This window comes from Streptomyces sp. NPDC008139 (assembly GCF_042957025.1).
Taxonomy (GTDB): Bacteria; Actinomycetota; Actinomycetes; order Streptomycetales; family Streptomycetaceae; genus Actinacidiphila.
In genome coordinates, this window is record NZ_JBIBHM010000020.1 from 79,997 (window position 1) to 101,006 (window position 21,010).

Below are 21,010 nucleotides of genomic sequence, written 5' to 3' on the forward strand. Positions count from 1 at the left end.
TGTGCGGTCCCGCGCGGGACCGTCACTCGACCCCGGTCCCGACCCCGGGCCGGCCACCGTAGGCGGAACCGGGCGCGGCCTCGGGACCGGCTGCGGCCCCGGACCGGGCACCGTCCCCCGCCTCATGACCGGCCTCAGGACCGGCTTCGGCCCCGGCGCCGTCCCCCGCCTCAGGCGCGGCCTCGGGACCGGCCTCAGGACCGGCTTCGGCCCCGGTCCCGGCACCGTCCCCCGCCTCATGACCGGCCTCATGACCGGCCTCAGGACCGGCTTCGGCCCCGGCCCCGGACCCGGCACCGTCCTCGGCGGCGGCGGCCGTCAGCAGGCAGTCCAGGAGGCGGACCGCGGCGGCCTTGTCCAGGGGGTCGTTGCCGTTGCCGCACTTGGGGGACTGGACGCAGGAGGGGCAGCCGAATTCGCATTCGCAGGAGGCGATGGCCTCGCGGGTGGCGGTGAGCCAGGTGCGGGCGGTGTGGAAGGCGCGTTCGGCGAAGCCCGCGCCGCCGGGGTGGCCGTCGTAGACGAAGACGGTGGGCAGGCCGGTGTCGGCGTGCAGGGGTATGGAGACCCCGCCGATGTCCCAGCGGTCGCAGGTCGCGAAGAGCGGGAGGAGACCGATCGCGGCGTGCTCGGCGGCGTGCAGGGCGCCGGGCAGCTCCTCGGGGTGGATCCGGGCGGCGTCCAGCTGCGCGTCCGTGACGGTCCACCACACGGCCCGGGTGCGCAGGGTGCGCGGGGGCAGGTCGAGCTTGGTCTCGCCGAGGATCTCACCGGTGATCAGTTTGCGGCGCAGGAAGGACACCACCTGGTGGGTCACCTCGACGGAGCCGAAGTGGATCCGCGCCTCGCCCCACGGCTCCTCCAGGTCGCCGCTGAGCACCCGGATGTCGGTGGTGTCGCGGGCCATCGTGGAGTAGGACGGGTCGGCGGGCTCGACCAGCGCCACGCCGTCCTCCAGGTCGAGCCGCTTGACCAGGTAGGTGCGGCCCTGGTGGAGATGGACGGCACCGTCGTGGACGGCGGTGTGCGCCGAGGAGGCGTCCACCGTGCCCAGCAGCCGCCCGGTCGCCGTCTCCACGACCTGCACGGGACTGCCGCCCTCGCCGCGGATGTCGGTGAGGTCCGCGGCCCGCTCGCGGCGGGTCCAGTACCAGCCGGACGCGCGCCGGCGCAGCAGCCCCCGCTTCTCCAGCTGCGGCATCAGCGACGCCGCCTCGGGGCCGAACAGGACGAGGTCGTCGTCGGTGAGCGGCAGCTCGGCCGCGGCGGCGCACAGGTGCGGGGCCAGCACGTAGGGATTGTCCGGGTCCAGGACGGTGCTCTCGACGGGCTGCTCGAAGATCGCCTCGGGGTGGTGGACGAGGTACGTGTCCAGCGGGTCGTCCCGGCCGACCATGATCGCCAGCGCGCCCTGCCCGGTCCGTCCGGCGCGGCCCGCCTGCTGCCACAGCGAGGCCCGCGTGCCCGGGTAGCCGGCCAGCAGGACCGCGTCGAGGCCGGAGATGTCCACGCCCAGTTCGAGGGCGGAGGTGGAGGCGAGGCCGAGGAGGCGGCCGGAGTGCAGGTCGCGTTCCAGGGCCCGGCGCTCGTCGGCGAGGTAGCCGCCGCGGTAGGCGGCGACCCGCCCGGGAAGCGAGGGGTCGATCTCGGCCAGGCGTTCCTGGGCGATCAGGGCGACCAGTTCCGCGCCGCGCCGGGAGCGGACGAAGGCCACGCTGCGCACGCCTTGGACGACCAGGTCGGTGAGGAGTTCCGCGGTCTCGGCGGTCGCGGTGCGGCGCACGGGAGCGCCGTGTTCGCCGGACAGCTCGGTCAGCGGCGGCTCCCACAGCGCGAAGGCCAGGCCGCCGCGCGGCGACGTGTCCTCGGTCACTTCGGCCACCGGCACCCCGGTGAGCCGGGAGGCGGCCCGCGCCGGGTCCGCGGCCGTCGCGGAGGCGAGCACGAACACCGGCTCGGCCCCGTACCGCGCACAGACCCGGCGCAGGCGGCGCAGCACCTGGGCGACGTGCGAGCCGAAGACACCGCGGTAGGTGTGGCACTCGTCGATCACCACGTAGCGCAGTTGACGCAGGAAGGAGGCCCAGCGGGCGTGGCCGGGCAGGATGCCGCGGTGCAGCATGTCGGGGTTGGTGAGCACGTAGGTGGCGTACTGCCGGACCCACTCGCGTTCCTCGACGGGGGTGTCGCCGTCGTAGACCGCGGGGCGGATCGCGGTGCCCAGGGGCGCGGCGAGGCGGGTGACGGCGCGGCGCTGGTCGGCGGCCAGGGCCTTGGTGGGGGACAGATAGAGCGCGGTGGCGCCCCGGCCGTTCGGCGCCTCGGAGCCGTCCAGCAGGGCGCTGAGCACCGGTGCCAGATACGCCAGCGACTTCCCGGAGGCGGTTCCGGTGGCCACCACCACCGACTCGCCGCGCGCCGCGTGGCCCGCTGCCAGCGCCTGGTGCTCCCAGGGACGGTCGATCCCGGCCGCGCGGATCGCGTCCACGACCTCGCTTCTGATCGTGTCGGGCCAGGAGGCATGGCGACCGACCCGCGGGGGCAGGTGCTCCGTATGGGTGATGCGCGCGGCTCGGTCTGCCCCCCTGGCGAGCCGCTCCAAAGCGGTTCGGGGGGACGGGCGGCCGTGCGCCGACTGCGGAAGATGATCCTGGGCCATCGGCACTCAGTGTGTCACCGGCGTGACGGACAATCGCAGTAAGGCGTCGTGCTCGCCCGCTGCGAAGTGATTGAATGCCATCGCGGCCGTCGATCCGTCCCCTACCTTCTGGTGGGGGCCCCAGGGGGGCGCCGCGTCGATGCAAGGTGCTGGAGGATCCGTGGACCTGTCCCTGTCGACCCGAACCGTCGGCGATCGTACGATCGTCGAAGTCGGCGGCGAGATTGATGTGTACACCGCGCCCAAGCTGCGGGAACAGCTTGTGGAGCTTGTGAACGACGGGAGTTACCACCTGGTCGTGGACATGGAGGGAGTGGACTTCCTCGACTCCACCGGCCTGGGTGTGCTCGTCGGCGGGCTGAAGCGGGTGCGTGCTCATGAAGGATCGCTGCGACTGGTGTGCAACCAGGAGCGCATCCTGAAGATTTTCCGTATCACCGGTCTGACCAAGGTGTTCCCGATTCACACCTCGGTCGACGAGGCTGTCGCGGCGACCGACTGACGATCGCCGTCGAGGGGTACCGGACGGGATCACCGTCCGGGCCCCCGTGATGCCCACCCAAAGGACCGAAGGGGAGGCCATGCCCACCGTAGAACTGCTCTTCAGCGCCCAGCCGGAGCATGTGCGAACAGCACGGCTCGTAGCGGCGGCGGTGGCGCGCCGGGCGGGGGTGGACGAGGCGGTTCTGGACGAAGTACGGCTCGCGGTGGGCGAGGCCTGCAGCCGCGCGGTGGGTCTGCACCGTGGCAACGGCGTGGAAGAACCGGTCCGGGTGATGCTGACCGAGGAGGAGAAGAAGTTCTCCATCGAGGTCGCCGACGAGGTCCCGGGCAACGCCTCGGGCTCCGCGTCCGACGCCGCGGGTGACGAGCTGAGCGACGAGGGCGAGATGGGCCTCGCCGTGATCAGCGGCCTGGTCGACGATGTCGAGGTCACCGAGACCGCCACCGGCGGTGTGATCCGCATGAGCTGGCCGATCGCCCCGCCCGCCTGACCGTAGCCCGCCCCGCCCGTCCGACCGTGGACCGGCGGCCCCCTCGACCGGCGGACCGGCTCGACCGGCGGACCGGCTCGACCGGCGGACCGGCTCGACCGGCCAGACCGGGCACACCGTTCTGAGCGCGACGCGGCCCCCGGCCGCCCCTCAGATCATCTTTCTCGCCTGATCACAGGCGACACTCACTCCTGTTCACAGGCGAACGCCGCGTTCACGAATATCCTTTTTCGACGCGGCACCCTGTTTTGAAGTGCTGCGGCTCCCTACAATCCGTCCATCTTGCTCAGCTCGCCTGAGCGTTGCGGCTTGTCGAGCCGTGAAGCCGCACGCCCATGCGCCAAACGTCAAGGAGGACGAATGGCGGGGCCACTTACCCCTCACACGCTTGCCGCGACACCGGTACTGACCGACGGAAATCGTCTCCTCGTATGGATCATCGCCGTCGTCGCACTGGGCGCACTCGCGCTCGCCGCGGTGTTGGTACGTCAAGTGCTCGCAGCGGACGAGGGCACCGACAGCATGAAGAAAATCGCGGCTGCCGTGCAGGAAGGCGCCAACGCCTACCTCGCACGGCAGTTCCGTACCCTGGGAATTTTCGCCGTGGTGGCGTTCTTCCTGCTCATGCTGCTGCCCTCGGACACCACTTCGCAGCGGATCGGCCGGTCGATCTTCTTTCTCGTGGGCGCCGTGTTCTCCGCGGTCACCGGATATGTCGGAATGTGGCTGGCGGTCCGCAGCAATGTGCGGGTCGCCGCCGCGGCCAGATCGGCGACACCGGCACCCGGCGAACCCCCGGCCGACCTGACCGACGTGTCGCACCGGGCGATGCGGATCGCGTTCAGGACCGGCGGCGTCGTCGGCATGTTCACCGTGGGCCTCGGCCTGCTCGGCGCGTCCGCCGTCGTCCTGATCTACAAGGCCGACGCGCCCAAGGTGCTCGAAGGATTCGGATTCGGCGCGGCGCTGCTGGCGATGTTCATGCGCGTCGGCGGCGGCATCTTCACCAAGGCGGCCGACGTCGGCGCCGACCTGGTCGGCAAGGTCGAGAAGGGCATCCCCGAGGACGACCCGCGCAACGCCGCGACCATCGCCGACAACGTCGGTGACAACGTCGGCGACTGCGCGGGCATGGCGGCCGACCTCTTCGAGTCGTACGCCGTCACCCTGGTCGCCGCGCTGATCCTCGGCAAGGTGACCTTCGGCGACTCCGGCCTCGCCTTCCCCCTGCTCATCCCGGCGATCGGCGTCCTCACCGCCATGGTCGGCATCTTCGCGGTCTCCCCCCGCCGCAGCGACCGCAGCGGCATGACGGCCATTAACCGCGGCTTCTTCATCTCCGCGGTCATCTCCCTGATCGGCGTCGCCATCGCCGTCTACACCTACCTGCCGTCCTCCTACGCCGACCTCAAGGGCGTCGACAGCGACATCTCCGGCCACGCCGGCGACCCGCGCACCCTGGCGATGGTCGCCGTCGCCATCGGCATCGTGCTGGCCGCGGTGATCCAGCAGCTCACCGGCTACTTCACCGAGACCACCAGGCGCCCGGTCCGCGACATCGGCAAGACCTCGCTGACCGGCCCCGCCACCGTCATCCTGTCCGGGATCTCACTCGGACTGGAGTCCGCGGTCTACTCGGCGGTGCTGATCGGCCTGTCCGTCTACGGCGCCTTCCTGCTCGGCGGGACCTCCGTCTGGCTCGCGCTGTTCGCGGTCGCGCTGGCGGGCACCGGCCTGCTGACCACCGTCGGCGTCATCGTCGCCATGGACACCTTCGGACCCGTCTCCGACAACGCGCAGGGCATCGCCGAGATGTCCGGCGACGTGCACGGCGAGGGCGCCCAGGTGCTCACCGACCTCGACGCCGTCGGCAACACCACGAAGGCCATCACCAAGGGCATCGCCATCGCCACCGCGGTACTGGCCGCCACCGCCCTGTTCGGCTCGTTCAAGGAGGCCATCGACACCGCCGTCGCCAAGGCCCATCCAGCGGCCTCCGACGCCCGCTGGCTGTCCCTGGACATCTCCCAGCCCAACAACCTGGTCGGGCTGCTGCTCGGCGCGGCCGTCGTCTTCCTCTTCTCCGGCCTCGCCATCAACGCCGTCTCCCGGTCCGCGGGTTCGGTGGTCTACGAGGTGCGCAGGCAGTTCCGCGAACACCCGGGGATCATGGACGGCACCGAACTGCCCGAGTACGGACGGGTGGTCGACATCTGCACCAAGGACGCGCTGCGCGAACTGGCCACCCCCGGCCTGCTCGCCGTCCTCGCGCCCGTGGCGGTCGGCTTCACCTTCGGCGTCGGATCGCTCGCCTCGTACCTGGCGGGCGCGATCGGCGCGGGCACGCTGATGGCGGTGTTCCTGGCCAACTCCGGCGGCGCCTGGGACAACGCCAAGAAACTCGTCGAGGACGGTCACTACGGCGGCAAGGGCAGCGAGGCCCACGCCGCGACCGTCATCGGCGACACGGTCGGCGACCCGTTCAAGGACACCGCGGGCCCGGCCATCAACCCGCTGCTGAAGGTGATGAACCTGGTGGCGCTGCTGATCGCCCCCGCGGTGGTCAAGTTCAGCTACGGCGTGGACGCGAATCTCGGCGTACGCGTCACCGTCGCGGTGGTCTCGATCGCCGTCATCGTCATCGCGGTCTACATCTCCAAGCGGCGCGGCATCGCGATGGAGGGCGACGACGACGGCGACGGCGGGGACACCGGGACCCGTACCCCGGACACGGCCGCCGTGGCCTGATCCGACGCACCGTCAAGGGCCGGGGCCGTCAAGGGCACCGGTCCGTCGAGGGCTCGGTGGGCGACCGTACGTGATCCGGTACGTGTGTGGTCGCCCACCGCACCTTAGTGCGAATGGCTTGAATGTCGGACGAATCACCTCACGGATTCACGGTGACCACCCGTCAGCCGTGTATGTTCCGGGGCCGTAAGGCCACGGAAGGGACCCATCCGGTGAAGGTGAACAAGAAGCTCCTGGCCGCGCTCTCCGGTGCGGTCATGCTGCTCGCGCTGTCGGGGTGCAGCGACGACTCCAACAAGAAGCTGGACAACTGGGCGAAGGGCGTCTGCGACCAGGCCGCGGCCCAGACCAAGAAGATCAACGACGCCAACACGGCGATCACCCAGGTCAACAGCAACGGCAAGCCCCAGGACGTCAAGTCCGCCGACTCCGCCGCCTTCCAGTCGATCTCCGAGGCGTACAAGTCGCTCGCCGACATCGTCAGCAAGGCCGGCGCCCCGCCGGTCAAGGACGGTGCGAAGATCCAGCAGGACGCGGTGAACGACCTCAACGGCCTGTCCACCCAGTACGGGACGCTCAAGAAGCAGGTCGACGGGCTCGACACCAGCGACCAGGGGAAGTTCGCGGACGGCCTCAAGGGCGTCTCCAACTCGCTGGGCAAGGTCAGCCAGAACGGCGAGCAGGCCCTCGACTCGCTCCGCCAGGGCGACGTCGGCAAGGCCATGGCCAAGCAGCCCGGCTGCAAGCAGGCGTCCGGCTCCTCCTCGGCCTCACCGTCGGCGTCGTAGGCCCCCGGCCCCCTCAGGCCCCGGCCCCCGGCCCGTGGCCACCAGACCGCGCCCACGAAGGCCCCGCGACCACGACCGCGCCCCCACAGCACCCCCGCTGTCCGATACGCCACGGCCCGCCGCCCCGCACAAAGGGCGCCGGGCCGCGGCGACTCCGCGACAATGGCCGGTGTGAGTACGCCCCTCCTCCCCGCCGCCCGGAACGCCCCGTCCCTGCGCGACGACCTGCGCGCCGCAGCCTTCACCGCGGACGGCTGTCTCGACCTCCTCGGAGCCGCCGCCTACGCGGCCCTCTCCCGGGCCGAGACCGTCCCCGCCCTGCGCGCCACCCGTGGCGGCAGCCCCCTGGAGACCCTGGTCAGGCTCTTCCTCCTGCAACGCCCCGTGTCCTACGAGCGGACCCGCGCCGCCCTGCCCCGGATCGACGACTACGCGGCCGGCGGCTGGCTGGCGCGCGACGGCGACGACGTACGCGCCACCGTGGACGTACGCCCGTACGCCGGTGAGGAGGGCGCGGACTGGTGGATCGTCTCCGACCTCGGCTGCGCGGTCGGCGGCGCGGGCGGTATCGGCACCGGTACCGGGTCCGACGGGGAGAGCACGCCCGGCGTCGACCGGGCCGACCTGGTGCTCGGCGTCGGCGGCGCCTCCACGACACTGGCCGGGCTGACCGTGCGCGAGCCGGTCGGCAGCGCCCTGGACCTCGGCACCGGCTCCGGCATCCAGGCGCTGCACGCCTCCCGGCACGCCACCCGCGTCACGGCGACCGACGTCAATCCGCGCGCCCTGCACTTCGCCCGGCTCACCCTCGCGCTGTCCGGCGCCCGCGAACCCGACCTGCGCGAGGGCAGCCTCTTCGAGCCGGTCCGCGACGAGCGCTTCGACCTGATCGTGTCCAACCCGCCCTTCGTGATCTCCCCGAGCGGGCGCTTCACCTACCGGGACGGCGGTATGGCGGGCGACGACCTGTGCCGCACCCTGGTGCAGCAGTCGGCAGACCATCTCAACGACGGCGGCTACTGCCAGCTCCTCGCCAACTGGCAGCACACCGAGGGCCAGGACTGGCGCGAGCGCCTGGTCTCGTGGATCCCGCGCGGCTGCGACGCCTGGATCGTGCAGCGCGAGGTCCAGGACGTCACGCAGTACGCCGAGCTGTGGCTGCGCGACGGCGGCGACCACCGTACGGATCCGGCCACGTACGCCGCCCGCTACGACGCGTGGCTCGACGAGTTCGAGCAGCGCAAGGTGAACGGCGTCGGCTTCGGCTGGATCACGCTGCGCAAGTCGGGCGCGGACCAGCCCGTGATCACCGCGGAGGAGTGGCCGCACCCGGTGGAGCAGCCGCTCGGCCCGCACATCGCCGGGTGGTTCGACCGCCAGGACTTCCTGCGCACCCGTGACGACGCGGCGCTGCTCAGCTCCCGTTTCGCGCTCGGCGACGGGGTGGTGCAGGAGCAGGTGGGGCTGCCGGGCGCCGAGGACCCGGAGCACGTGGTGCTGCGCGCGGCCCGCGGAATGCGGCGCGCCACGAAGGTCGACACGGTGGGCGCGGGCTTCGCGGGCGTCTGCGACGGGACGCTGACCGCGGGGCGGATCGTGGACGCCATCGCGCAGTTGCTCGGCGAGGACCCCGTGGTGCTGCGCGACCGCACGCCGGAGTCGATCCGGCTGCTGGTGGAGCAGGGGTTCCTCGACCCGGTGGAGTGACGCGGGGAGCGGCCCGACGAGCGGCCTGACGAGCGGCCTGGGGACGCCTCGGCGAAGTGGCCCGGCGGACTGACGCGGTGGAGTGGACGACGCGTCAGAACACGTTGCGGACAACCGTCCACGTCACGGCCACGCACAGCACGGCCAGTGACACCCGCGGGTTCACCACCAGCCGCCGGCGACGGCCGCGCAGCCCCTCGGCCATCCAGCGCCCGCACAGCCACAGCGCCAGGGGCGCGGCCAGCAGCAGGACGGCGTTGTCGTGGAAGGCGCGCCCCACGTCGCCGTGCATCAGGTCGTACACCATGCGCGTACCGCCGCAGGCCGGGCAGAGCAGCCCGGTAGCCCAGTTGAACGGGCAGCGTGGCAGCCAGTGGCCCGGCTGGTGCGGGTCGGTGCCGTACAGATAGACGGCGCCCGCCACCCCGGCGGCGAGCGTCGCCAGGGGAGCGGTGGCCGGGTGGCCGAGAACCGCCGACGGGCGGCGCGCCCCCGGGGAGACCGGGGGAGCGCCGCCCTGTGGCCGACGGACTCCGTCAGCCACGCAGCACCCGGCCCTGCGCGTCGGTCGGGTTGTCCCCGGCCAGCAGCATGATGCCGTCGATCAGCGCCCAGATGCCGCAGCCGCCGCACGTGAAGAGCTGCCCCAGCGCCATGCCGGTGTGCCCGGTGTAGAAACGGCCCACGCCGAAGCTGCCGAGGAAGAGCTGAAGCACTCCCGCGACCACCTTGGACTTGTCCGAGTACGGCCGCCCGTAGGGGTCGTAGCCGTACGGCGCGGACGGGTCCGCGGCGTACGCGGCACCGGGCGGCGCGTACCCACCGCCTTGCGGCGGGTAGCCGTAACCGGGTGCCTGGCCGCCGCCCTGGGGCGGGTAGCCGTAACCGGGAGCCTGGCCCCCGGGCTGCTGCGGGTATCCGTATCCGGGCTGGCCCCCGGGCTGCTGCTCCCCGTACGGATTGTCGCCCTGCGGCTTGTCACCGTACGGATTCTGGCCATACGGATTCTGGTCGGACATGCCCCGTCCCCCTGTGCTGAACGTCGTTGAACGTCTTGTTGTGTACCGGTCGTTGCCGGACATCTTTGCAGGACGGCCCCCGCCACGTCCCACCCCCTGGGGGCGGAGACCTGTGTTCACCCGCGGTTCGCGTGCCGGACGCCCTGGCGTGGCAGCGTCCGGGAGCACACACCTGGACAGGACGAGACGGGACGAGGGGACGCATGGAGCGGGTGCCCGCACTCTTCGCCGGAACGGTCTTCGCCGTCTTCGGGGCCGCGCTCCTGCTCTGGACGGCCGCCCGGCTGCGCGCCCGGCAGCCCGTGACGGCCGCGGGATCCACCGCCGCAACTGTCATGTCCATTTTCTTCGGCGCGGTCGCGCTCCTCACCGGCGTCTGGTGTCTCACACAGGTCTGACCGCCACCGCCCTTCCCCGACCCTCCTGACGTGCGTGAAATCACGCACGCGCCCGGGAACGCGCCCCCGGCGCCCCTCCGGGAAACCGACCGGAGCGGCCGTCCATGCGGCAGGCAGACCAGTTGTCGGATTATCGATGTTGTCACTAACCAGCGTAGAAAGCGCAGGTCAGGCTGCATGGCTGAGCACGAGCCGCTTGGCTGAGTACGAGCCGAACGAAGGTCTCAGAGGGATTCAGAGCGAGGCAGGGTGGTCCCAGGTCGAGTTGGCCGCCTCAGTGAACCGCGCTGCCAACCAAGCCGGTGTCAGCGTGAGTTGCGACAAGGGCAACGTGAACAAGTGGCTCGGCGGCGCACGCCCACAGGCGAAGTGGCGTCCGTTGATCCTGGAAGCGTTATCTCGCCGTCTGGGACGCCCAGTTACTCATGCCGAAGCCGGCTTTCCTCGCACGGGCTCGGCCAGCGGTACTACGTGCAGGCACTCCACCTGGCCGCTGACGCCGAGGACCATGTGACCTGCTGCCGCAACCTCCGCGGAATGGCGCTTCAAGCAGCCAATCTCAGGCACGGGAAACGGTCGCTGGAACTCGCCGACTCCGCCGCAGAGGCGGCACCCAAGGCGGGCCCGCGCCTGCAAGCCTTCCTCGCCGGGCAGCAGGCCCAGGGCGTGGCGCTCGTCAACGACAGACGGCTCGCCTTCTCCCGTCTCGCCGAAACACAGGCCGCCCTCTCAAAAGCCGACAACCGGCGTGACGCCATCGGCGGTCACGACCAGGCCGCCTACTTCTTCCACGTATCCAGCGTGCTCCATGCCCCGGGTGATGTGGCTGGATCCATCGAGGCCATGCAGGACTCCAACCGCGTGCGCCCCCCTGTCGAGAAGCAGGGACGCGCGCACGCCAACGGCTTGCTCGCACAACGGCGGCTCGAAGTCGGCCACTTGGAGGCGTCCTGCGCCACTTGGTCGAAATTCCTTGATGAACTGCCCCCGCACGAAAGGCAACAGACCTCCGCCCTGATCACGGAAAGCTCATGGCAGTACCTCGGCCTCGGCTACAGCCCCGGCGAACAACTCCTCGCGGCAACCGTCCGTGAGGAGAACGCTCTCGCGCGTCAAATCGCACGGGAAGGGGAAGAAAGCTGAGGGACGCCACGGTGACCGTGAGCCAGGCGGATCAAGCCGACGCGCGGATAGCGGCCTGGGTGGAGGAACAGGCCAGGAACGCGCCCCCGTTGAGCGAAGAACAGCTCGAAACGCTGCACGAACTGCTCAGGCTGTAGCCCGCCAGACCACTTCCAACAGCGTCGGATCGAACGGCGCGCGGCTGTATCGCCCCTTCGGGACGGGCTTCACCACCACGGCCTGGATGACTGTCCCGATGGCGATGCGCTGCTGTCGGAGATCGAACTGCTCCCAGCGCTCACGCGTGAAACCAGCCAGGAAGTTCCTCGCCTCCTGCTCGGCAAGGAACGCGGCTCGGTCGTTCTCCGACTCCTGGATCCGGCCGTCCAGATCAGGAAGCATCTGGAAGAAGTCGGCGGGCCGGATCGTCCCTGCGCTGTACGCCTCTTTCAGGAGACGCTTCCGCTCCAGCAACGAATCCAGCGTGCCCTGACCGTGCCACGCCCTGGCCTCGGGCTCCTTGGCCGCGTACTGCTCGGACAGCACCTTGAGAACAAGCTCAATGATCGCCTCGTCCACCTTGTCCATGCGCCGGGCGAGCCCCCGGCAGTTGGACGAGTTGCAGGAGTAGGCGCCGTGCGGCGTCCGAGCGGTCACCGGATTGCCGACCAGGGTGGACGTGCAGATCTCGCCGGACAGATTCAGTCTGCCGCACCGCAGAAAACCGGACAGCTTGTACTTCCGGGTCTGCTGCACTTCCTTGCGCCGCGCGGCCCGCGACCCTCTCGCCGGGTCGCCCTTCAGCGTGTCCGGGTTCACCCGGTGGTAACTGGTGTAGCGGCGCAGAACCTTCTGCCACTCCTCGGGGGTGGCGATCGTCTCCCAGCTACCGACGACTGGCTCCCCGGTCTTCTGGTCCCGCACGAGCTCACCGCCGAGCATGCGATATCCGCAGATCGCCGGGTTGCTGACCATGTTCCGGACGGTCGTGCTCGTCCACTTCCCGCCCCGGACGGTGGACACCTGCTCCGCGATGAGCCACTGCGTCACCGTCCGCTCGGACTGGCCCGCCATGATCCGCTCGATCGACTCGCGCAGGTACTTGGACTCGACCGGGTCCAAGAGGTGATTGTGCGGCCGGTCAACCTTCACGTCAGCGGCCAGCCACCCGAAGCGGCGGTGTCCGCCTGACTGCTTGCCTTCCTTGGCGCGGTCGCGGACGTTCCGTATGGCTCGCTGCCTGATCTTCTTGACCTCTCGTTCGTCACCGGAGGACGTGACGAGACCCACGACCTGCGCCCCGTCGGAGTGAACGTCAACGTGACGCTTCTCATCCACCGCGTAGAAACAGCCTTCGGCGTCCACCGTCAGCGCCCGGTGGACGCGTAGGAAGTCCTCCGGCAGTCGGCGTACCCGATCCTCGGCGACGGCGATGATGCCTTTCACGGGCACCCCCTCGGCCGTACGCCTGGCGCGGAGATCACGGATCATGGTCAGAAATGCCGGGCGCTGGATGTCGGGGTCGGCGGCCGTGATGTGGTTGTCCGTGTATCTCGCCACAACGACCCAGTTCAGACCATCTGCCGCAGCGGTGTTGTTGGCGTGCTGGCGACCGACCCCGATGGCCTGCTCTTCGTGCTTGTCCTCGCTGATCCGGGCGTAGGAGCAGACGGGGCAGCGGTCGCCGATCCACTCCTCAGCAGACACTCCAGATGCAAGCGCCTTCGCAAGTTCAGGCGCGATCTGCCATGTGGACGTAGCCTTCATGAGGACTCCGGCGTGTGTGTACTGTAATGGTTAGAACATACATCGGGTTACCGTTCCAGTGGCGTTGTGGACTTTTCCCGTTTGACACGGGACAGGGAGGTACGGTCACACTCCGCAGCGACACACCTTCGACCGGGAGAGAAGAGCGACGTTGTCCCCGACCCGCGAGACCGCACACAGCGGCCAGCGACTCGTCATTGTCGAGTCGCCTGCCAAGGCGAAAACGATCAAGGGATATCTGGGCCCTGGATACGTCGTCGAGGCCAGCGTCGGGCACATCCGCGACCTCCCCAACGGGGCCGCCGAAGTGCCGGCGGAGTTCAAGGGCCAGCCCTGGGCGCGGCTCGGCGTCAATGTGGACAGTGATTTCCAACCCATCTATGTGGTCAATGCCGATAAAAAGGCACAGGTCAAGAAGCTCAAGGACCTCCTCAAGGACTCCACTGAACTCTTCCTCGCCACCGATGAGGACCGCGAGGGCGAGGCCATCGCCTGGCATTTGCAGGAAATCCTCAAGCCCAAGGTGCCCGTTCACCGGATGGTGTTCCACGAGATCACCAAGGACGCCATCCAGGAGGCCGTCCGCAATCCGCGCGAGCTGAACCAGCGCCTGGTCGACGCCCAGGAGACCCGCCGCATCCTCGACCGGCTGTACGGCTACGAGGTCTCGCCGGTGCTGTGGAAGAAGGTCATGCCGCGGCTGTCGGCCGGGCGCGTGCAGTCCGTCGCCACCCGGCTCGTCGTCGAGCGCGAACGCGAGCGGATGGCGTTCCGTACCGCCGACTACTGGGACCTGACCGGCACCTTCGCCACCGGCCGCACCGGTGACGCCTCCGACCCCTCCACGCTCGTCGCCCGGCTCACCACCGTCGACGGCCGCCGGGTCGCGCAGGGCCGGGACTTCGACGCGGCCACCGGCCAGCTCAAGTCCGGCTCGCAGGTGCTCCAGCTCGACGAGAGCGCCGCCCGCGCCCTGGCCGCCGCGCTCGCCGACACCCAGTTCGCCGTACGCAGCGTCGAGTCCAAGCCGTACCGCCGCTCGCCGTACGCCCCCTTCCGCACCACCACCCTCCAGCAGGAGGCGTCGCGCAAGCTGGGCTTCGGCGCGAAGGCCACCATGCAGGTCGCGCAGAAGCTGTACGAGAACGGCTTCATCACCTACATGCGTACGGACTCCACCACGCTCTCGGAGACCGCCGTCCGCGCCGCCCGCGCCCAGGTCACGCAGCTCTACGGGGCGGACTACCTGCCGGACAAGCCGCGCGTCTACGCGGGCAAGGTCAAGAACGCGCAGGAGGCGCACGAGGCGATCCGCCCCTCGGGCGACCGCTTCCGCACCCCCGCCGAGACGCGCCTGACCGGCGACCAGTTCCGGCTCTACGAGCTGATCTGGATGCGTACGGTCGCGTCCCAGATGAAGGACGCGGTCGGCCAGTCCGTCACCGTCAAGGTCGGCGGCGCCTCCGCCGACGGCCGCGACGCCGAGTTCAGCGCGTCCGGCAAGATCATCACCTTCCACGGCTTCCTGAAGGCGTACGTCGAAGGCGCCGACGACCCCAACGCCGAGCTGGACGACCGCGAGCGCAGGCTGCCGCAGGTCACCGAGGGCGACGCGCTGAGCGCCGAGGAGATCACCGCCGACGGCCACTCGACCAAGCCGCCCGCCCGCTACACCGAGGCGTCGCTGGTCAAGGAGCTGGAGGAGCGGGAGATCGGCCGCCCGTCGACGTACGCCACGATCCTGGGCACGATCCTCGACCGCGGCTACGTCTTCAAGAAGGGCACCGCGCTCGTCCCGACCTTCCTCTCCTTCGCGGTCGTCAACCTGCTGGAGAAGCACTTCGGCCGTCTGGTCGACTACGACTTCACCGCCTCCATGGAGGACGACCTCGACCGCATCGCCCGCGGTGAGGCCCAGGCCGTGCCGTGGCTGCGCCGCTTCTACTTCGGCTCCGACGACGGCAGCGCCACCGTCGGCTCCGCCGCCGACGCGGGCAACGGGGACGGCGACCACCTCGGCGGCCTCAAGGAGCTCGTCGAGGACCTGGGCGCGATCGACGCCCGGGAGATCTCCTCCTTCCCGATCGGCGACGGCATCATGCTGCGCGTCGGCCGCTACGGCCCCTACATCGAGAAGGGCGAGCGCGGCGAGGACGACCACCGCCGTGCCGACGTACCCGAGGACCTGCCGCCGGACGAGCTGTCCGTCGAGTACGCCGAGGAGCTGTTCGCCAAGCCCAGCGGCGACTTCGCGCTCGGCGACGACCCGGCGACCGGCCGTCCGATCATCGCCAAGGACGGGCGCTACGGTCCCTACGTCACCGAAGTCCTGCCCGAGGACACCCCGAAGACCGGCAAGAACGCGGTCAAGCCGCGTACCGCCTCGCTCTTCAAGTCGATGTCCATCGACACCGTCACCCTTGAGGACGCCCTCAAGCTGATGTCCCTGCCGCGCGTGGTCGGCAAGGACGCCGAGGGCGTCGAGATCACCGCGCAGAACGGGCGCTACGGGCCCTACCTCAAGAAGGGCACCGACTCGCGCTCGCTGGAGACCGAGGACCAGCTCTTCTCGATCACCCTCGACGAAGCGCTCGCCATCTACGCCCAGCCCAAGCAGCGCGGTCGCGCCGCCGCCAAGCCGCCGCTCAAGGAACTGGGCACCGACCCGGTCAGCGAGCGCCCCGTCGTCGTCAAGGACGGCCGCTTCGGTCCCTACGTCACCGACGGCGAGACCAACGCGACGCTGCGCCGCGACGACGAGGTGGAGTCGATCACGCCCGAGCGCGGGTACGAACTCCTCGCGGAGAAGCGGGCGAAGGGGCCCGTGAAGAAGAAGACCGCCGCCAAGAAGGCACCGGCCAAGAAGGCTCCCGCCAAGAAGACGGCGGCTTCCGGCACCGCGAAGAAGACCGCCGCGAAGAAGGCGCCGGCCAAGAAGGCGGCTGCCTCGGCGGCGGCGAAGAAGTCGACGGCCTCAGCCGATTAGCCCGCACACCGAGCCGGTGGGCGGGCGACGACAGCGTCTGCCCCACCGGGCCGGTGGTGAACCGCGCGCCGGTCAGGGGCCGGTCGCGCGGTTTCCCGCGCCCCTGAGAAGCTGGCCGTGCGTCGGCGCGCTGTACCTTCCGCCTCTCCTGCCTCCCCTTCCTCCCCCTTGAAGCACCCTTTGAAGAGCCCTTTGAAGGGCCCCTTGAAGGGCCGCCTTCGCCCAGGTGAGTGCGCTTCCCCGCCCTCCTGGAGGGGAGGTCCGCCCAGGAGTGGGACCGGCTCCGTGTAGGGCGTCGTAAGGCGGATAGGCTGTTGGGATGACGCCATCCGAGCAGCCCAAGCCGCCCGCCGCAGACGTCACGGCCGCAGATGTCAGGGCCGAGGACGTCGAGGGGGACGTGACCGACGCGTTCGCCACCGACCTCGCCGCTGACAGCCGTGAGCGAGCGGTCGGTGCGCTGCTGAAAATCCCGGCGCTGCGCAAATTGTGGAGCGCGCAGCTCACCGGGGCGGTGGCGGACCGACTGGGTCTGCTCGTGCTGCTGTGGCTCGCCGTGCAGGCGGCGGTGGCCGACCACGCGTACGGCGGCGGCTACCGGGGTATCGCCTTCGCCACCGCGGCCGTCTTCGGCGCGCGCCTGGTCTCGACGCTGCTGTTCGGCGCCGTCCTGCTCGGCCCGCTGTCGGCGCTGACGTCCGAGAGCGGCCGACTGGACCGCCGGTGGACGATGATCGGCGCGGACGCCGTACGACTCGGGCTGTTCATCGTCGCGCCGCTGTGGATCACCTGGTCGCAGCACACCGCGCTGACCTGGCTGCTGGTGACCGCCTTCGTCACCGGGGTGGCCGAGCGGCTGTGGGCCGTCGCCAAGGACGGCGCCGCCCCGCTGCTCCTGCCGCCGCCCGGCGACACCTCCGTGCGGCCCGCGCCCGACCACCTGGCGACGCTGCACCGGCTGGACCTGCGGACCAGCTTCGTCGCACTGCCGCTGGCAGCGGCAGGCCTCGTCGTCGTCACGCTGGTGAACACGCTGATCGCGGTCGGCGTCACCTGGTTCGACCAGCATCAGGTGGCGCTCGCGTCGTACGTGGCGGCCGGGCTCTTCTCGTCCTCCATGTCCGTGCTCTACCTCCTCGAACTGCCCTCGGGCACGGTGGCGCGTCCGCGCTCCCCGCTCGAAGGGCTGCGGCTGCCCAAAGGCCCCGCGGGTGCCGAGCGCGGCAGGACCGGCGTACTGCCGCTGCTGGTGCTGGCGACCGCCGCGGTCGTCGGCGCGATCGGCGCGGCGGTCGCCGTGGCCGTCCTGCACGCGCTCGCCCTCGGCTTCGGCCCGACCGGCTTCGGCCTGCTCGTCCTGGCCCTCACCGCCGGTACGGTCATCGGCATCCGCCTCGCCCCCCGTACGCTCCCGGCGCTGTCCAGGCGCAGACTGCTCGCGCTGTCCATCGGCGTCACCGGGCTCGGCCTGCTCCTCACCGGCATCGTCGCCGACCAGACCACCGTCCTTCTGCTCGCGCTGCTGGCCGGCGCCGCGGCGGGCGTCACCGCCAACACCGGGCACATCCTGATCGAACAGGAAGCCGAGGCGGGACGGCGCGGCCGTACCACCGAGCACCTGCACGCGGTCTCGCGCGCCGTCCTCGCTCTCGCCGTGATCGTCGCGCCGCTGGTCGCCGCCGCGATCGGCCCGCACCGCATCCAGAAGGGTCACTTCACCTTCGACCACGGCGGTGCCGCGTACACGCTGATGCTGATCGGCGCCCTGCTGCTGCCGGTCGCCGCGCTCGTCCTCGGCAAGACCGACGACCGCAGCGGCGTACCGCTCCGGCGCGACCTGCGCGAGGCCCTGACCGGTGCGGAACCGGCCGTCGCCCCCGCCGCCACCGGATTCTTCATCGCCATAGAAGGCGGCGACGGCGCGGGCAAGTCCACCCAGGTCGAAGCCCTCGCCGACTGGATCCGCGCCAAGGGCCACGAGGTCGTCGTCACCCGCGAGCCCGGCGCCACCGCCGTCGGCAAGCGTCTGCGCTCCATCCTCCTCGACGTCTCCTCCGGCGGGATCTCGCACCGCGCCGAGGCGCTGCTCTACGCCGCCGACCGCGCCGAGCACATCGACTCCGTCGTCCGCCCGGCCCTCGAACGCGGCGCCGTCGTCATCTCCGACCGCTACATCGACTCCTCCGTCGCCTACCAGGGCGCCGGACGCGACCTCGCCCCCACCGAGATCGCCCGCATCTCCCGCTGGGCCACCGACGGACTCGTCCCGCACCTCACCGTGCTCCTCGACGTCAGCCCCGATGCCGCCCGCGAACGCTTCACCGAAGCGCCCGACCGCCTCGAATCCGAACCCGCCGCCTTCCACCAGCGCGTCCGCGCGGGCTTCCTCACCCTCGCCGCCGCCGACCCCGGCCGCTACCTCGTCGTCGACGGCGCCCAGGACCCCGCCGCCGTCACCACCGTCGTACGCCACCGCCTCGACCAGCTCCTTCCGCTCTCCGCCCAGGAGATCGAGGCCCGCGCCGAGGCCGAGCGCCAGGCCGCCGCCGAGGCCGCCCGCCTCGCCGCCGAAGAGGCCGCCCGCAAGGCCGAGGAAGAGCGCCAGGAGCGCGAGCGCCAGGCCCAGCTCGAACGGCTCCGCCGCGAGGAAGAGGAGCGCCGCCTCGCCGCCGAGGAGGCCACCCGCCGCGAGATCGCCGAGCGCGCCGCCGCCCGTGAGGCCGAGGCCGAACGCCTCCGCGCCGAAGAGGCCGCGCGCATCGCCGCCGAGGAGACGGCTCGCCGCGAGGCCGAGGAGGCCGCCCGCGCGGCCGAGCAGGAACGGCTCCGCCGTCTCGCCGAGGAGCAGGCACGCCTGCGCTCCGAGGCCGACGCGCGCCGCCTCGAAAAGCAGCGCAAGGCGGAGGAGGCCCTTCTCCGCGCCGAGGAGGCCCGCACCGCCGCGGCTGCGGCTGCCGCCGCCGCGAGTGCCGGTTCGGCCGGCTCCTCCGACGCCGAGGAGACCACCGAGCTGCCGCAGACCTCGGACTCGGCCGAAACCACGACGGTCAATGTCGTGCCTCCGCCGCCTTCCTCGGCTCCCGCCGAGGACGAGACGACGGTTCTCCCGGCAGTTCCGGCCGAGCCGGACGTGTCCGCTGGTCCGGCCGCCGATGAGACGGCTGTTCTTCCGGCAGTTCCGGCCGAGCCGGAGGATGCTCCCGCCGAGGACGCCTCGTCGGCTGACGGCACCACCTCTGACGAGTCCGCTTCGAATGAGGCCGACTCTCGCGAAGACAGCCCCCGCGAGGACAGTTCCGAGACCACGACGGTGCTGCCGCCGGTCGTACCCCCGGTCGGATCTCCGGCCTCGGACGACCCGACCGACCGCGTCCCCCCGTGGCTCTTCCGCCCCGAGGATCAGCCGGGCAACGAGCGCACCCGCGAATTCCCCACCGCCGAGACGCCGTCGGCCGCCCCGCGCCGTCCTCGCCCCAACTGGGCCGAGGAGACCCCCCTCGACGACCTCCCCACCCTCGCCGACGAACTCCTCGGCCCCCACGACGACGACCACCGGCCGCCGGGGCGCTCTTGACCTTTGTCTTTGCCCGCCCGCCCACCCGTGCGGGTGTGTTGTCGTCTGCGGGTGCCGCTTGTGCGTGGGTCGGTGCCGGTCCGGGGTACCTCCTCGAAATGCGGCTACCTGGCCATGTGTATCCGGTGCCGTTCTTGTCACCGCATTTCTGCGGGGGCACCCCGGCCCGTCCCCTTCCGGTACGTCGGCGTCCGCCCGCCGGTGGGGGTTGCCGGGGGTGGGGGGTTCTTTCGGCGGGCCGCCCTGCGCCGGTGCCCCCTCCCGGCCGCTCCGGAAAGCCCGGGCCTTCCCCAAGCGCCCAACAACCCCCTGGCGGTCACGTCCCCTCCGACCCACCGCCAACCACCCAGCACCCGCCATACCGTCGGCTCGCGCAGATCCCGGCCCCCACCCACCCCGGCTGAACGTCAGGCGGGGCAGGTCCCAGCCCCCACCCAGCCCCCTCGCCCACCGGGGCGGACCGTTGGCCGTGCAGGTCCCGCATCTCACGCACTCCTTTCGCTGGCCCCGCCTGGACGTCTGGTGGCGCAGGGGCTTGGCCCCCACCCAGCCCCGTCGCCCACCGGGGCGGACCGTTGGCCGTGCAGGTCCCCCACCCCGCCCACGCCCTTTCGCCGGCCCCGCCGGTACGTCTGGTGGCGCAGGGGCCTGGCCCCCCAGCCCCGTCGCCCACCGGGGCGGACCGTTGGCCGTGCAGGTCCCGCATCTCACGCACCCCTTTCGCTGGCCCCGCCTGGACGTCTGGTGGCGCAGGACTCGGTCCTCACCCCCCTTCCGCTGGACCGTTGGCCGTGCAGGTCCCGGATCCCCCACCCGCCCTCCTCCGCCCACCCGGCTGGACGTCTGGTGAGGCGGGCCTGGCCCCCACCCACCCCTTCTCGTCCGCCCCGGGTGGACGCCGGCTGGCGTAGGTCCCGGATCCCCACCCACCGCCCTCCGCCCACCCCGCCGGGAGGTCGGGGGGCGCAGGGGCCCGGCTCCCCCCACCCCTTTCCGCCACCCCCACCGGCACGCGGGCGCCGACGTACCGGGAGGGGACGGGCCGGGGTGCCCCCGCAGAAATGCGGTGACAGGAACGGCACCGAATAAGCAAAGGCCAGGTAGCCGCATTTCGAGGAGGTGCCCCGGACCGGCACCGACCAGGCACGAGCGGCACCCGCAGACGAAGAAAACACCCGCACGGGTGGGCGGGCGGGGAGAAACCCCACCCCGACCAAAGGGCGAAGGTTCGCTCTTTTGGGGGGCCG

At 71.2% G+C, this 21,010-nt stretch carries 14 protein-coding genes; 10 read left to right on the forward strand and 4 right to left on the reverse strand.

The features are described 5' to 3' along the window. Positions 1-22 precede the first annotated feature (22 nt). Positions 23-2,659 carry a DEAD/DEAH box helicase gene (locus tag ACFZBB_RS32315; protein WP_391130018.1) on the reverse strand — a complete coding sequence of 879 codons (2,637 nt, stop codon included), beginning with the start codon at positions 2,657-2,659 and terminating at the stop codon, positions 23-25. A gap of 160 nt (positions 2,660-2,819) precedes the next feature. Between ACFZBB_RS32315 and bldG the strand changes: the two genes are divergently transcribed. The 5 genes from bldG to ACFZBB_RS32340 all read left to right on the forward strand — a co-directional run bounded on the left by bldG (position 2,820) and on the right by ACFZBB_RS32340 (position 8,897). Beyond that, positions 2,820-3,161 carry an anti-sigma factor antagonist BldG gene (bldG, locus tag ACFZBB_RS32320; protein ID WP_031520166.1) on the forward strand — a complete coding sequence of 114 codons (342 nt, stop codon included), beginning with the start codon at positions 2,820-2,822 and terminating at the stop codon, positions 3,159-3,161. Between the two features lie 79 nt (positions 3,162-3,240). Then, positions 3,241-3,654, forward strand: coding sequence for an ATP-binding protein (locus tag ACFZBB_RS32325; RefSeq protein WP_391130021.1), 414 nt, complete (start codon positions 3,241-3,243; stop codon positions 3,652-3,654). A 360-nt stretch (positions 3,655-4,014) separates the two neighbouring features. After that, positions 4,015-6,402, forward strand: a complete 2,388-nt coding sequence (locus ACFZBB_RS32330; RefSeq protein WP_355346127.1) for a sodium-translocating pyrophosphatase — start codon at positions 4,015-4,017, stop codon at positions 6,400-6,402. Between the two features lie 212 nt (positions 6,403-6,614). Further along, positions 6,615-7,190, forward strand: coding sequence for a small secreted protein (locus tag ACFZBB_RS32335; protein ID WP_391130024.1), 576 nt, complete (start codon positions 6,615-6,617; stop codon positions 7,188-7,190). Between the two features lie 162 nt (positions 7,191-7,352). Beyond that, a complete protein-coding gene (locus tag ACFZBB_RS32340; protein ID WP_391130027.1) occupies positions 7,353-8,897 on the forward strand; it encodes a methyltransferase in 1,545 nt (514 codons plus the stop codon). Between the two features lie 94 nt (positions 8,898-8,991). On the opposite strand, the gene ACFZBB_RS32345 is transcribed toward ACFZBB_RS32340, so the two are convergent. Both ACFZBB_RS32345 and ACFZBB_RS32350 read right to left on the reverse strand, forming a co-directional pair. Beyond that, positions 8,992-9,441 carry a DUF2752 domain-containing protein gene (locus ACFZBB_RS32345; RefSeq protein ID WP_391130030.1) on the reverse strand — a complete coding sequence of 150 codons (450 nt, stop codon included), beginning with the start codon at positions 9,439-9,441 and terminating at the stop codon, positions 8,992-8,994. After that, the gene (locus ACFZBB_RS32350) at positions 9,434-9,916 is read right to left on the reverse strand and encodes a TM2 domain-containing protein (protein WP_355346118.1); all 483 of its coding nucleotides are present in this window, start codon (positions 9,914-9,916) and stop codon (positions 9,434-9,436) included. Before ACFZBB_RS32350 ends, ACFZBB_RS32345 begins: the two co-directional genes overlap by 8 nt. A 203-nt stretch (positions 9,917-10,119) precedes the next feature. Here ACFZBB_RS32350 and ACFZBB_RS32355 point away from each other — a divergent pair, with 203 nt between their 5' ends. The 3 genes from ACFZBB_RS32355 to ACFZBB_RS32365 all read left to right on the forward strand — a co-directional run bounded on the left by ACFZBB_RS32355 (position 10,120) and on the right by ACFZBB_RS32365 (position 11,594). Further along, entirely contained in the window at positions 10,120-10,314 is a 195-nt protein-coding gene (locus tag ACFZBB_RS32355) for a hypothetical protein (protein ID WP_355346115.1), read from the forward strand. Positions 10,315-10,851: 537 nt separating this feature from the next. Then, complete coding sequence (locus ACFZBB_RS32360; protein ID WP_391130033.1) at positions 10,852-11,457, forward strand: hypothetical protein; 606 nt, start codon at positions 10,852-10,854, stop codon at positions 11,455-11,457. A gap of 11 nt (positions 11,458-11,468) precedes the next feature. Beyond that, positions 11,469-11,594 carry a hypothetical protein gene (locus tag ACFZBB_RS32365; protein WP_391130036.1) on the forward strand — a complete coding sequence of 42 codons (126 nt, stop codon included), beginning with the start codon at positions 11,469-11,471 and terminating at the stop codon, positions 11,592-11,594. Here ACFZBB_RS32365 and ACFZBB_RS32370 read toward each other — a convergent pair. Next, the gene (locus ACFZBB_RS32370) at positions 11,584-13,203 is read right to left on the reverse strand and encodes a recombinase family protein (protein WP_391130038.1); all 1,620 of its coding nucleotides are present in this window, start codon (positions 13,201-13,203) and stop codon (positions 11,584-11,586) included. The two genes, ACFZBB_RS32365 and ACFZBB_RS32370, sit on opposite strands and share 11 nt — an antisense overlap. Positions 13,204-13,354: 151 nt before the next feature. Between ACFZBB_RS32370 and topA the strand changes: the two genes are divergently transcribed. Both topA and tmk read left to right on the forward strand, forming a co-directional pair. Then, positions 13,355-16,189, forward strand: a complete 2,835-nt coding sequence (gene topA, locus ACFZBB_RS32375) for a type I DNA topoisomerase (RefSeq protein WP_391130041.1) — start codon at positions 13,355-13,357, stop codon at positions 16,187-16,189. A gap of 319 nt (positions 16,190-16,508) precedes the next feature. Then, entirely contained in the window at positions 16,509-19,763 is a 3,255-nt protein-coding gene (gene tmk / locus ACFZBB_RS32380; protein ID WP_391130044.1) for a dTMP kinase, read from the forward strand. Positions 19,764-21,010 lie beyond the last annotated feature (1,247 nt).